We start from the raw sequence: 13241 nt of genomic DNA, 5'->3' as shown, positions 1-13241 counted from the left end.
TTCCAGAATCATACCGCGTTGTTTAGGCTGAGAGCACGCTGATTCAATAACAACATAAGGTGTGATGATGGAAAGGGTATTGGTGACGGGCATTGAGCCATTTGATGGAGATCTGATTAATCCGTCATGGCAGGTTGCACAGGCGTTAGCGGGGGAAATGATCGCCGGTGCTGAGGTGGTTGTCTGCCAATTGGCCTGCGTGCTGGGATTGTCTAACCAGCAGCTGATTACGGCTATCGACACGTTGCGTCCAAAGGCGGTGATCTGTCTTGGGCTGGCCGGCGGGCGTGCTGAGATTTCCGTTGAGCGGGTAGCCGTTAACCTGATCGATGCCCGTATTCCTGATAACGCCGGTAACCAGCCAATAGATATACCCGTAGTGGATGGCGGGCCGGTAGGGTATTTCTCCACGCTGCCGGTAAAAGCGATTGTGCACCATCTGCGCCAGTTGGGGATTCCGGCAGGGGTGTCGCAAACAGCGGGCACCTATAACTGTAACCAGCTTTTTTATGGTTTGAGTCATCACATCGCTCAGCAAAATCCGGCAATGAAAGGTGGGTTTGTCCATATCCCTTATAGCCATGAGCTGGCGGTTAATCATCCCGGTAAACCGAGTATGGCATTAGCGACGATGATCGAGGCGGTACGCAGTATTGTGCATACTACGTTGACAGTCGGAGAGGATTTATCGATGACTGGCGGTGCTTTACACTGAATCACTGTGGGGGCGCAGCCGATGACTGCGCCCTTTCAGAGGTTAGTCTTCGCCGACGCGGATCACTAACTTGCCGAAGTTCTTGCCTTGCAACAGACCGATAAATGCCTGTGGTGCATTCTCAAGTCCGTCGACCAGGTCTTCGCGGAATTTGATTTTCCCTTGCTCAACCCATTCACTCATTTGCTGCAGAAATTCGTCAAAACCTTCTGCAAAGTCATCGAAAATAATAAAACCTTGCATGCGGATGCGTTTACGTAAAATCAGCCCTTGTAGCATCGGCAGACGATCCGGTCCGGCAGGTAAGTTGGTTGCGTTATAGTGAGCGATAATGCCGCAGACAGGAATGCGTGCCTGGGTATTCAGCAGTGGAATCACGGCATCGAACACGGCACCACCGACGTTTTCATAATAAATATCGATGCCCTGTGGGCAAGCTGCGGCCAACTGTGCAGCAAAATCAGGTGCACGGTGATCGATACAGGCATCGAAGCCTAGCTCTTCCACCACGTAGCGGCACTTATCTTTACCACCGGCGACGCCGACAACACGACAGCCTTTCAGTTTAGCGACTTGCCCGACCACCGATCCGACGGCGCCACTGGCTGCTGCAACTACCAGGGTTTCACCGGGTTTCGGCTGGCCAATCTCCGCCAAGCCCATATAAGCCGTGAAGCCTGGCATACCCAATACGCCAAGCAGGCGTGTTGGGTGAGCGTGGTGAGGGCCGAGGTTGCGTAAACCGCTACCGTCAGACAACGCATAATCCTGCCAGCCGTCGTAGCCTAATACCCAGTCGCCGGGTTTGAAGTCGGGATGCTGTGATGTGACAACGCGTGATACCGTGCCGCCAACCATCACTTCGCCGATCTGCACAGGTGGTGCATACGAGGGGGCATCGCTCATACGACCGCGCATATAGGGATCAAGTGACAGATAAACGGTGCGCAGCAGTACCTGGCCCGCGGCGGGTTGCGGTGTCGGGACTGTTTCCAGGCGGAAATTGTCAGCGGTAGGTTCACCGTGTGGTCGTGAGGCTAACAGAAAACGGCGGTTTTGGTGCATAGACTGAGACATCAGGAGCTCCTTATGCGGACTGAGCCCCTAAGTCTAGTCAATCATTGGAAAGGGGAAATGGCCTTACGTGCTCAGTATTAAAGAGAGATGATCAGCACGTCTATGTGGCTGGTATTGATAAAGCGCGCCGCGGAACAAGAGACTTTGTTCATCATGCTGTCACTGTGGTTGCCGCAAACCACCAGATCAAACGTTTGTTGCCGACTGGCGTAGCTCAGGCTGTCACCCAACTCGCCGTGTACGATTAGCGTATCGGCAATCGGGTAATCGGCTCGCAGGCGCAACTCCTCCATAAACAGCAGCGTTTCTTCCTCCATTAACGCACGCAAATCCCCCAGCATCGGCCCCGCGAAGTTATTGTACATTTCTGGATTGGCGATCATGCTAAGCAGGGTGATTTTGCCATTGTAGGGACGCACGATAGAGACGGCTTTTTCAACCAGGCGGTGGCTGTCTGCCGCCACAGCGACGGTAACCAAAACGTTTTGATATCCCATCTTCCACTCCTGTTTCCTGTTCTTAGGGTAAAGGGTAGAGCCTGGTGAGGTTAATAAATGTGTTTTGTATCACGCGTGTCAATAAATCCCGGGTTATTGCCGTTATTTAGCAATAAAAGATAAAGAACACGCGTGAGTAATTAAGGGCAATTATAGCACTTGTGCCCACAGCGTTTTTGGTACCTTACCCAAATCGAACAATTTACCCGCAACCAGTTCGGCGCGACGGTGATCCGCTGCACGGTACATGTTGCTGATTTCAATATCATTATCAATAGAATAGTTAAGTTTATCGTACACTTTTTCTACGCTGTCCAAACTGGTGCATTTACGGAATGTCATCAGGTAATCCAGGGTATCAGTCATGATTAAAATATAGCCTGTTAATAGTTGTAGCCGGACGAAGAAACATCACCCTGTCATCATGACAGCAGCAAAAACGTGATGTGCGACCTGAAAAATTAATTTCAAATAAATAAATTGCAATACGGTAATAATCGGCTGTGCGCAGGTGTTCCTGCCAGAGAATAATAATATGCCCGTGCACTCTCGGCAATGCCATCCTGCTGATCAAACTGCTAAATAAGGAAAGTCTCAGGTGCAGAAATCCGGCCGTGAGGCTGGAAGGTGCTGCCAGTACCCACAGGCAGGGCGCCTGCCAAGGTCTTAAGGATGACGGTGGCGCGAGTTAGGCTGACAACGGAGCCTGCCCCATTCAGGTGGGTACATTATACCTGTCGGTAGATCCGTCACTTTCAGCGATGGTAGGGAGTGAATATATTTTCCCAACCAATATGACGCCCTTGGCATAGCTGAGCCTGGGCGAATGATCTGCTGACCGTAACGTGAAACCCACAAGCTATAATGAAACCAGTTCATAAAATAAAACGAAACTGTGTTTTATTTTATACAAGAGGTGGATGAAGTAGGGCGGTTTTAATTGATTCATCGGCATTCGATGGGATTTAACTATTTTTAAGCGGCAATGAAAAATTATTAAAGTTTTAATTAATGCTGCCGATAAATCGTCTTGGGATGCTTTAGTCAAAAAACAGCAAAAACCTGTCGTTTTTGCTCTGTTTGTCCAGAAACATATCGTTACGTCTGTTTTCTTGTTCACAACGTAGGTGAGACCTTGTTAACCGAACGTAAGCATTCGTAGAAAAATAAAACAGCTAATACTGCAAAATTTAAGTCAAATCCGAAACCCAATAACCTTATAGTTTACATGCGTTACTTTTCAGTGCGGATAGTTTATTGTTTATTAAACGGTTATTTATACTGTGTTTATCGCCTACGAGCAGATTTTTGTTCTGTTATTTTAGTTTGGTAATGCTTTTGTTCGAATTGATCTAAAAAAGATATTTTTTTGGCTTATATACATTGTTTTTAAGACGTTTTTTTACTTATGGCTATTTTGTGAGCAAAAACAAGGCTAAAAAACGTACTGGTTAAAGGATATTTGGCTTAAATATTTTTTATTTTTGTGATCTAGATCACATTGTATTTAAAATTGCCGCTTACTTACATTGTGTGTGCTAATGGATCGGGGGTAGAGTTGCGCTGCATTAGGAATAATCTTATTAATTTTGTAAAAATAGTTTCACGGTGGCTAAACACTGCTGAAGCAAAATGCTGTACATCCATACACGTTGGTTTACGCACGTATCAAATACTGAATGATGGTCCGAATTTAGTGATGTTGAAAAATTTATAACGACTGTTATCAGAGATTCATTTGCCAACTTCGGGAATAAACCCAGGTCACGGGCGATAAAAATTATCACCCAGCGTATGTTTTTAAACATAGTCTGTCGGGATGGGGAATATGGGTACGTCTGAATTACTTAAGCATATTTATGACATTAATCTGTCATATTTACTTTTAGCACAGCGTCTGATTAATGATGAAAAAGCATCGGCGATGTTCCGTCTGGGTATTGATGAAACCATGGCTGACGCACTTGCTCAACTCACGTTACCGCAAATGGTCAAACTGGCTGAGACCAACCAGTTGGTCTGTCACTTCCGTTTTAACGATCACAATACTATTGAACGCCTGACGAAAGAGTCACGCGTGGACGATCTTCAGCAAATCCATACGGGCATTTTGCTATCAAGCCATTTACTGCAAGAACTATCGAGTAAAGACGGTAGCGCGACGAAGAAAAGAGCTTGATGATGGCAGAAAAAAGTATTGTTCAGGAAGCCAAGGATATTCAGCTCGCAATGGAGCTGATTACGTTGGGCGCCCGCTTACAGATGCTGGAAAGTGAAACACAGCTCAGCCGCGGGCGTTTGATCAAGCTCTATAAGGAATTGCGCGGCAGTCCGCCGCCAAAAGGCATGTTGCCGTTCTCGACTGACTGGTTTATGACCTGGGAACAGAACATCCATTCATCGATGTTTTATAACGCCTATAGCTTCTTGATGAAGAGTGGGCACTGTACCGGTGTTGAGGCCGTGATTAAAGCCTACCGTCTCTATCTGGAACAGTGTCCTCATCAACCGGGTGAGGCGCCATTGTTGGCACTGACCCGTGCCTGGACGCTGGTGCGTTTCGTCGACAGTGGCATGCTACAGCTTTCCGCTTGCAACTGCTGTGGCGGTACTTTTATTACTCACGCACACCAGCCGTTGAACAGTTTTGTTTGCAGTTTATGCCAACCCCCATCCCGCGCAGTAAAAAGACGTAAACTTTCGCCGCAACTGGCCGATATTATTCCTCAACTGCTGGACGAGCAGGTTAAACGCGCTATTTGAGCCGGCGACAGCGCCGGCTTATCCAGACCTATACCCTAAATGATTCAGGTTGCAGTCAACACCACTGCAACTTGAAGTAAGACGGGCATAAACAGAGTTGTTAAACACAGGGTTCGGCAGAACGGACCCATCGGCGCAGCCTAGCCCGTTGCGCCGATACGGCTCAAATAGTGCGCTTATCCCACCTTCCATCCACATTGTTAATTTAAGGAATGCGTGTGTTAGTTATTTTGGGTTATCTCGTGGTATTGGGTGCGGTCTTTGGGGGCTACCTGATTGTGGGGGGGCATCTGGGCGCGCTTTATCAGCCGGCAGAGTTTTTGATCATCGGCGGTGCGGGTATCGGCGCTTTTATCGTGGGCAACAACGGTAAGGCGATAAAGTCCACCCTGCGCGCCATTCCCAAGCTGATGCGTCGTTCGAAATACAGCAAAGATTTGTACATGGATCTGATGGCGCTGCTGTACCGGCTATTGGCCAAATCCCGCCAACAGGGCATGTTGTCCCTCGAGTTTGATATTGATAATCCGCAGGAAAGTGAAATTTTCTCTAATTATCCGCGCATTCTTGCCGATAACACCCTCGTAGAGTTTATTACCGATTACTTACGGCTGATGGTGAGCGGCAACATGAATGCGTTTGAGATCGAAGCGTTGATGGACGAAGAGATCGAAACCTTTGAACAGGAAAGCGAGGTGCCGGCAGGCAGCCTGGCGATGGTCGGTGACTCGTTGCCGGCCTTTGGTATTGTCGCGGCGGTAATGGGTGTCGTGCACGCACTGGCTTCTGCCGATCGTCCGGCAGCGGAACTGGGCGCGTTGATCGCCAACGCGATGGTCGGCACCTTCCTCGGTATTTTGCTGGCTTACGGCTTTATCTCTCCATTGGCGACTTTGTTGCGACAGAAAAGTGCCGAAAACGTGAAGATGATGCAATGCATCAAGGTCACTTTGCTGTCTAGCCTGAACGGTTACGCCCCGCAGATTGCGGTCGAATTCGGTCGTAAAACGTTGTACACCACTGAACGCCCGTCCTTCGTTGAACTGGAAGAGCATGTGCGTCGGGTGAAAGCGCCGGCACAGCAGGCGACGGAAGAAGAACAGGCATGAAGCAGAATCACCCGGTTGTTCTGGTCAGAAAACGCAAGTCGCATCATGCCAGCCATCACGGTGGTTCGTGGAAGATTGCCTATGCCGACTTTATGACGGCGATGATGGCATTTTTCCTGGTGATGTGGCTGCTGGCAATCGCCAGCCCGCAAGAGCTGACACAAATCGCCGAATACTTCCGCACACCGCTAAAAGTAGCGCTGACCACGGGCGATAAGAGCAGTTCGGAAAGCAGCCCGATCCCAGGTGGCGGGGATGATCCGACCCAACAGGACGGGTTGGTGAGAAAGCAAATTGACACGTTGGAAAAGCGTGACGAAGAACTGCGTCTGAACAAACTGCGTGAAAAGCTCGATGAGCTGATTGAGTCGGATCCGCGCTTGAAAGCGCTGCGTCCGCATCTGCTGATCAACATGATGGATGAGGGGCTACGCATTCAGATCATCGATAGCCAGAACCGCCCGATGTTCAAAACCGGCAGTGCGCAAGTTGAAAGCTACATGCGCGATATTCTGCGGGCCATTGCCCCCATTCTGAACGACTTGCCGAACAAAATCAGCCTGTCTGGCCATACCGATGACATTCCGTACGCCACGGGTGAACGGGGTTACAGCAACTGGGAACTGTCAGCCGATCGCGCCAATGCGTCACGGCGTGAGCTGATCGCCGGTGGGCTGTCGGAAGGGAAGGTACTGCGGGTGGTGGGCATGGCTGCCACCATGAGTCTGAAACAGCACGGTGCCGATGACGCCATCAACCGTCGCATCACCGTGCTGGTGCTGAACAAGCAAACTCAGCAGGGCATTGAACACGAAAATGGCGAAAGCAACGCAATGGATGTCGCTCAGCCGGTCGAGCTAAAGTCGCTGGCACCATCGGCGACGGCGCCGGCCACCCTCATTGCACCGGAGCAGCCGGTGGCTGTCCCAGTACCGACTAACAGCGACTCACAGCAGAGGTGATCCCGTGAGCATGGATATTAGTGCGTTTTATCAGACTTTTTTTGATGAAGCAGACGAGTTGCTGGCCGACATGGAGCAACATCTGCTGGAGCTGGATCCGTTGGCTCCGGACATTGAGCCACTGAATGCCATTTTTCGCGCAGCACACTCGATCAAGGGCGGTGCGGCTACCTTTGGTTTCTCGGTGCTGCAGGAAACGACCCACCTGCTGGAGAACTTGCTGGACGGTGCGCGGCGTCAGGAAATGAGCCTGAGTACCGAAATTATCAACCTGTTTCTGGAAACCAAAGACATTATGCAGGAGCAACTGGACGCCTACAAAACGTCGCAAAAACCGGATGCCGACAGCTTTGAATATATCTGTCAGGCGCTGCGGCAGCTTGCATTAGACGCACAGCAGCAGGATGCTCCCGCTGCACAACCCGTGACTGAACATGCCGTTGCTGCGCCTGAGGCGATCGAAGGCGGGATGCGCGTTTGCTTGTGCGGCCTGAAGCCGAACGAAGTCCCGCTGATGCTCGAAGAGCTGGGGAATTTGGGCGAGGTGAAGAACCCGCATCAAACAGACAGCAGCCTTGAAGTGACGCTACTGACTTCCGCCAGTGAAGACGACATCAGTGCGGTGCTGTGTTTTGTGCTGGAACCGGAGCAAATCAGCTTCTCCACGCCGCCGCAGGCCGAGCCATCGCCTGTTGTTGTACCGCAACCTGAGCCTGTCGTCGCTGAGGCCCTGCCGGTAGCTGCCGCCAAACCGGCCCCTGTGGTTGCTGATGCGCCGCCCAAACCGCGCGCCAAGGCCAGCGAATCTACCAGTATCCGCGTAGCGGTAGAAAAAGTGGATCAGTTGATCAATCTGGTGGGTGAACTGGTAATCACCCAGTCGATGTTGGCGCAGCGTTCTGGCAGCCTGGATCCGGTGAATCACGGCGATCTGCTGAACAGCATGAGCCAGTTAGAGCGCAATGCGCGCGATCTGCAAGAGTCGGTAATGTCGATCCGCATGATGCCGATGGAGTACGTGTTTAGCCGTTTCCCACGGTTGGTTCGTGATCTGGCCAGTAAGCTGAACAAACAGGTCGAACTGCAATTGCAGGGCAGCTCTACCGAACTGGACAAAAGTCTGATCGAACGCATTATCGACCCGTTAACACACCTGGTGCGCAACAGTTTGGATCACGGTATCGAAGATCCGGAAACGCGTGTAGCGGCGGGCAAGTCGGCAGTGGGTAACCTGATCCTGTCGGCAGAACATCAGGGTGGCAATATTTGTATTGAGGTCACCGATGATGGCGCCGGTCTGAACCGTGAGAAAATTCTCGCCAAAGCAGCATCGCAAGGTATTGCGGTCAGCGACAGCATGAGTGATGAAGACGTCGGTATGCTGATTTTCGCTCCGGGATTCTCGACCGCCGAACAAGTGACGGACGTATCTGGTCGTGGTGTCGGCATGGACGTGGTTAAGCGAAATATTCAGGAAATGGGTGGCCATGTAGAAATTCACTCTCAGGCAGGCAAGGGTACCGCTATCCGTATTTTGCTGCCGCTGACGCTGGCGATCCTCGATGGGATGTCGGTCAAAGTTAACAATGAAGTGTTTATTCTGCCCCTCAATGCCGTGATGGAGTCACTACAGCCACAGGCCGAAGATCTGCATCCGCTGGCCGGGGGGGAACGGGTACTGCAAGTACGCGGCGAATACCTGCCGTTGGTAGAACTGTTCCGGGTGTTTGACGTTGAAGGTGCAAAAACTGACGCGACCCAAGGCATTGTCGTTATCCTGCAAAGTGCCGGCCGTCGCTATGCGCTGTTGGTGGATCAACTAATCGGTCAGCACCAGGTGGTGGTCAAGAATCTGGAAAGCAACTATCGCAAAGTGCCGGGGATCTCCGCCGCCACTATTCTCGGTGACGGCAGCGTGGCGTTGATCGTCGATGTCTCGGCGTTGCAAACGCTGAACCGTGAACAGCGTCAGACGGACGCGGCTGCATAATAATTAATCTATTGATTTAAAGGGTGAATGACATGGCAGGACTGGCAACCGTCAGCAAACTGGCTGGCGAAACGGTAGGGCAAGAGTTCCTGATTTTTACCTTGGGTAATGAGGAATATGGCATTGATATCCTCAAGGTGCAGGAAATCCGCGGTTACGATCAGGTTACGCGTATTGCCAATACACCAGCTTTTATCAAAGGCGTGACCAATTTGCGTGGCGTGATTGTGCCGATTATCGATCTGCGAGTGAAGTTTGCTCAGCAGGACGTGTCCTATGATGAAAATACCGTAGTGATCGTCCTGAACTTTGGTCAGCGTGTGGTGGGTATCGTGGTTGACGGCGTGTCTGATGTACTGTCGTTAACTACCGAACAGATCCGTCCGGCCCCTGAGTTTGCCGTCACACTGGCTACCGAATACCTGACTGGCCTGGGTTCACTGGGTGATCGCATGCTGATTCTGGTGGATATCGAAAAGCTGCTGAGCAGCGAAGAGATGTCATTGGTCGACAGCGTGGCAAAAAGCGCCTGATCTCGCAAAAGGGGCGTGGCACGCTGCGCCCTGAACCTCAATGTCACCCATCGGGGCGCCGCATGCCGCGCCCTGAACTGGGAACCTATGTGTACACCCCCCTACATAAAAATAGTTACCACCCTGCATAAAGTTCTTCCTTGCCGCGCCGATAACTCTGTCAATCAACGTAATCAGGGCCTGTCCGCGCGGGCGTTCAACAAGGGAAAACATGTTTAATCGTATGAAGGTGGTCACCAGCCTGTTACTGGTGCTGGTGTTATTTGGCGCCTTGCAGTTGGTTTCAGGCGGGCTCTTTTTCTCCTCACTGAAGAATGACAAAGAAAACTTCACGGTATTGCAGACCATTCGTCAGCAACAGTCAGAGCTGAACGAAAGTTGGGTCAACCTGCTGCAGGCCCGTAACACACTGAACCGTGCCGGTATCCGCCACATGATGGATACCAATAACATTGGCAGCGGCGCCACCGTTGCCGAGTTGCTGGCGCGAGCCAAGAGCAACCTGGTGGTAGCGGAGCAACACTACGCCGCCTATGACAAAATTCCTCTCAATGCTCGTCAGGACGCGCAAGCGGCCGAAAAACTCAAGCAGCAATACGGCATTCTGCACGGTGCGCTGACCGAACTGACCGTATTGCTGGGTGAGGGCAAGATCAACGCCTTCTTTGACCAGCCGACGCAAAGCTATCAGGACGCCTTTGAGGATATCTACAACACCTACCTGGCTCAGAACGACAAGCTTTATCAGAGCGCGGTGGAAGACAGCAATAATTCCTTCAGCTTCGCTATCTGGACGTTAGTGGTAGTGCTGGCGGCAGTGTTGGCGGTAATTGTGCTGGTGTGGAGCGGTATTCACCACATTCTGGTGCGTCCGCTTAACCGTATGATCGAACACATCAAGATGATCGCCGCCGGCGATCTGACTCAGCCGATCGCAGTGACCAGCCGTAATGAAATGGGCGTGTTGGCCGCCAGCCTCAAACATATGCAAAGCGAACTGATCGAGACCGTCAGCGGTGTACGTCAGGGCGCAGACGCTATTTATAGTGGCGCATCCGAAATTGCCGCCGGCAACAATGATCTCTCTTCACGCACCGAACAGCAGGCTGCCTCACTGGAAGAAACCGCTGCCAGCATGGAGCAGTTGACCGCCACAGTGAAACAGAACGCCGAAAACGCCCGTCAGGCTAGCCAACTGGCATTGAGCGCCTCTGAAACCGCGCAGAAAGGCGGCAAAGTGGTGGCCAATGTGGTGCAGACCATGCATGACATCGCCGGCAGTTCGCAGAAAATCGCTGATATTACGGGCGTGATCGACGGTATTGCCTTCCAAACCAACATCCTGGCATTGAACGCAGCGGTAGAAGCGGCACGTGCCGGTGAACAGGGGCGTGGCTTTGCAGTAGTGGCTGGTGAAGTGCGTAATCTGGCGCAACGCAGCGCACAGGCGGCGAAGGAAATCAAAGGTCTGATCGAAGACTCTGTCAATCGGGTTGATATGGGCTCGGTACTGGTGGAAAGCGCCGGTGAAACCATGGGCGACATCGTCAATGCGGTCACCCGTGTTACCGACATCATGGGTGAGATCGCATCGGCATCCGATGAACAAAGCCGTGGTATCGATCAGGTCGGCCAGGCCGTGGCAGAAATGGATCGCGTCACGCAACAGAACGCCTCGTTGGTGGAAGAGTCCGCCTCGGCGGCAGCGGCATTGGAAGAACAGGCCAGCATGCTGACGCAGTCAGTGGCGGTATTCCGCCTTAAAGCGGCAGGCCAGGACGAGTTCAAAATGCCTGTTAGTAGCAAGGCAGCAGTAGCACCGGTACTCAATCATAAAAAAATGAACGCCAGCGATCCGCAGGATAACTGGGAAACGTTCTAACCGGTATTTGGGCCTCCTTCCTTCTCTGGGGGAGGCCGATTCCCCGTCGTAAGCTGGCCATCGGCCGGCTGCAAGGAGGTTCACAGTGTTTAACCGAATCCGCGTCTCTACCAGTCTGTTTCTGTTGTTGATGACTTTTTGTGTTATGCAGTTGGCCACCAGCGGCTTGTCGTATACCGCTTTCCGTTCCGATAACCATAATCTGAACCTGATCACTCTCGGCAGCCAACAGCGTGACGCTCTTAGCTTAAGTTGGGTGTCGTTGCTGCAGGCACGCAACACACTGAACCGCGCCGGTACCCGTTCAGCACTCAAGTTGCCGCAAGATCAGGTGAACTCACTGATGGGCAATGCGCGCAGTTCGTTGCAGAAAGCAGATCTCTATTTTAACCAGTTCCTGGCGGTATCGCGTAATAGCGAACAGGAACAACAACTGACAGAAACCACCAAGGCAAGCTATGACCGACTGCGTGGTGCGCTGCGTGAGCTTATTACCTTCCTTGAGAACGATAATCTGCAGGCGTTTATGGATCAACCGACGCAGAAAACCCAGGATCTGTTTGAAGCCGATTTTGTTCAGTATCTGCAACTGGTTAACGCGAATGTCAGCGAAGCCAATGCATCGAATCAACAATCTTTCACCCTGTCAGGTTGGTTTGTGGCGGGTGCAGTGCTGATGTTGATCGTGGTCACCGGCAGCGCCATGTGGTGGTTGCGTAACATGCTGGTACAGCCGCTAAATATTATGCGCAGTCATTTTGATCGCATTGCCGCTGGCGATTTGGCCACGCCTATCCAGGTGTATGGCCGTAATGAGATCAGTCAATTATTCGCCAGTCTGCAACGGATGCAACAATCGCTGATTGGTACTGTGGGTGCGGTACGTGACGGGGCTGAGTCGATCCTGATTGGTTTGCAGGAAATCTCTGAGGGTAACAACGATCTCTCTTCACGCACTGAGCAGCAGGCTGCCTCACTGGAAGAGACTGCCGCTAGCATGGAGCAGTTAACCGCCACGGTGAAACAAAACGCCGATAACGCACGTCAGGCCTCACAATTGGCACGGGATGCTTCAACAACCGCAGCCAAGGGGGGAGAGCTGGCGGGCGACGTGGTGACCACTATGCACGACATTGCCAACAGTTCTCACAAGATTGGTGCTATTACCAGCGTGATCGACGGCATTGCCTTCCAAACCAATATCCTGGCGTTGAATGCTGCGGTAGAGGCAGCGCGTGCCGGTGAGCAGGGCCGTGGCTTTGCAGTGGTCGCTGGTGAAGTGCGCAACCTGGCGCAGCGTAGTGCACAGGCGGCGAAAGAAATTAAAGGTTTGATCGACGAGTCAGTCAGCCGTGTGAAGCAAGGCTCGGTACTAGTGGAAAACTCCGGTGCCACCATGCAGGACATCGTACGTTCGGTCACTCGGGTTACCGACATAATGGGTGAGATCGCCTCCGCGTCAGACGAACAAAGCCGCGGCATCGAACAGGTGACCCAGGCGGTGACCCAAATGGATCAGGTAACCCAGCAGAACGCCGCATTGGTGGAGGAAGCGGCTTCGGCGGCGACTGCACTGGAAGATCAGGCAATTACTCTGGCTGACGCAGTATCGGTATTCCGCCTGGCGGACGATAACTTCGCTGCCCCCGTTAACGCGAAAGACGCAGTTTCACCCGTGGTAAAGGAAGCCCCAGATTGTCAAAACGCATAAGC

Annotated in this window: 12 protein-coding genes; 9 read left to right on the top strand and 3 right to left on the bottom strand. The window is 51.9% G+C overall.

Features of this window, described 5'->3' with window-relative positions; genetic code table 11:
* Window positions 1-67 precede the first annotated feature (67 nt).
* Window positions 68-715, top strand: coding sequence for a pyroglutamyl-peptidase I (gene pcp, locus SGBXF1_RS15025; protein WP_037418910.1), 648 nt, complete (start codon window positions 68-70; stop codon window positions 713-715).
* 42 nt (window positions 716-757) lie between these two features.
* On the opposite strand, the gene SGBXF1_RS15020 is transcribed toward pcp, so the two are convergent.
* From SGBXF1_RS15020 to ydgT, 3 genes are all read right to left on the bottom strand, one after another.
* Window positions 758-1792 (bottom strand): NADP-dependent oxidoreductase, encoded by a 1035-nt coding sequence (locus SGBXF1_RS15020; protein WP_186427082.1) that lies wholly within the window; start codon window positions 1790-1792, stop codon window positions 758-760.
* A 77-nt stretch (window positions 1793-1869) separates the two neighbouring features.
* Window positions 1870-2289, bottom strand: coding sequence for a universal stress protein UspC (uspC, locus tag SGBXF1_RS15015; RefSeq protein ID WP_186427081.1), 420 nt, complete (start codon window positions 2287-2289; stop codon window positions 1870-1872).
* A 150-nt stretch (window positions 2290-2439) separates the two neighbouring features.
* Entirely contained in the window at window positions 2440-2655 is a 216-nt protein-coding gene (gene ydgT, locus SGBXF1_RS15010; protein ID WP_012145712.1) for a transcription modulator YdgT, read from the bottom strand.
* Window positions 2656-4117: 1462 nt separating this feature from the next.
* On the opposite strand from ydgT, the gene flhD reads away from it, so the two are divergent.
* The 8 genes from flhD (at window position 4118) to SGBXF1_RS14970 (ending at window position 13239) form a co-directional block, all read left to right on the top strand.
* The gene (gene flhD, locus SGBXF1_RS15005) at window positions 4118-4468 is read left to right on the top strand and encodes a flagellar transcriptional regulator FlhD (RefSeq protein WP_037418918.1); all 351 of its coding nucleotides are present in this window, start codon (window positions 4118-4120) and stop codon (window positions 4466-4468) included.
* A complete protein-coding gene (flhC, locus tag SGBXF1_RS15000; RefSeq protein WP_152555880.1) occupies window positions 4468-5052 on the top strand; it encodes a flagellar transcriptional regulator FlhC in 585 nt (194 codons plus the stop codon). Before flhD ends, flhC begins: the two co-directional genes overlap by 1 nt.
* Before the next feature lie 218 nt (window positions 5053-5270).
* Window positions 5271-6161, top strand: coding sequence for a flagellar motor stator protein MotA (gene motA, locus SGBXF1_RS14995; RefSeq protein ID WP_037418923.1), 891 nt, complete (start codon window positions 5271-5273; stop codon window positions 6159-6161).
* Window positions 6158-7123, top strand: coding sequence for a flagellar motor protein MotB (gene motB / locus SGBXF1_RS14990; protein WP_061806546.1), 966 nt, complete (start codon window positions 6158-6160; stop codon window positions 7121-7123). Before motA ends, motB begins: the two co-directional genes overlap by 4 nt.
* 4 nt (window positions 7124-7127) lie before the next feature.
* Window positions 7128-9113, top strand: a complete 1986-nt coding sequence (gene cheA, locus SGBXF1_RS14985) for a chemotaxis protein CheA (RefSeq protein WP_130381184.1) — start codon at window positions 7128-7130, stop codon at window positions 9111-9113.
* A gap of 32 nt (window positions 9114-9145) precedes the next feature.
* The gene (gene cheW / locus SGBXF1_RS14980) at window positions 9146-9646 is read left to right on the top strand and encodes a chemotaxis protein CheW (protein WP_012145706.1); all 501 of its coding nucleotides are present in this window, start codon (window positions 9146-9148) and stop codon (window positions 9644-9646) included.
* Window positions 9647-9857: 211 nt separating this feature from the next.
* Window positions 9858-11528, top strand: a complete 1671-nt coding sequence (locus SGBXF1_RS14975) for a methyl-accepting chemotaxis protein (protein ID WP_037418932.1) — start codon at window positions 9858-9860, stop codon at window positions 11526-11528.
* An 85-nt stretch (window positions 11529-11613) separates the two neighbouring features.
* Entirely contained in the window at window positions 11614-13239 is a 1626-nt protein-coding gene (locus SGBXF1_RS14970) for a methyl-accepting chemotaxis protein (protein ID WP_186427080.1), read from the top strand.
* The last annotated feature ends 2 nt before the right edge of the window (window positions 13240-13241 follow it).

This window comes from Serratia grimesii, from assembly GCF_900186025.1.
Classification (GTDB): domain Bacteria; phylum Pseudomonadota; class Gammaproteobacteria; order Enterobacterales; family Enterobacteriaceae; genus Serratia; species Serratia grimesii.
The sequence above is the reverse complement of the archived record's forward strand: the minus strand, read 5'-3'. Positions and strand labels throughout refer to the sequence as shown.

What these genes read in the sequence shown, in the direction of transcription:
- flhC (WP_152555880.1), top strand. Translation starts at nt 4,468, where the DNA reads ATGATGGCAGAAAAAAGTATTGTTCAGGAAGCCAAGGATATTCAGCTC.
- motB (WP_061806546.1), top strand. Translation starts at nt 6,158, where the DNA reads ATGAAGCAGAATCACCCGGTTGTTCTGGTCAGAAAACGCAAGTCGCAT.
- SGBXF1_RS15020 (WP_186427082.1), bottom strand. Translation starts at nt 1,792, where the DNA reads ATGTCTCAGTCTATGCACCAAAACCGCCGTTTTCTGTTAGCCTCACGA.
- uspC (WP_186427081.1), bottom strand. Translation starts at nt 2,289, where the DNA reads ATGGGATATCAAAACGTTTTGGTTACCGTCGCTGTGGCGGCAGACAGC.
- ydgT (WP_012145712.1), bottom strand. Translation starts at nt 2,655, where the DNA reads ATGACTGATACCCTGGATTACCTGATGACATTCCGTAAATGCACCAGT.
- SGBXF1_RS14975 (WP_037418932.1), top strand. Translation starts at nt 9,858, where the DNA reads ATGTTTAATCGTATGAAGGTGGTCACCAGCCTGTTACTGGTGCTGGTG.
- cheW (WP_012145706.1), top strand. Translation starts at nt 9,146, where the DNA reads ATGGCAGGACTGGCAACCGTCAGCAAACTGGCTGGCGAAACGGTAGGG.
- pcp (WP_037418910.1), top strand. Translation starts at nt 68, where the DNA reads ATGGAAAGGGTATTGGTGACGGGCATTGAGCCATTTGATGGAGATCTG.
- flhD (WP_037418918.1), top strand. Translation starts at nt 4,118, where the DNA reads ATGGGTACGTCTGAATTACTTAAGCATATTTATGACATTAATCTGTCA.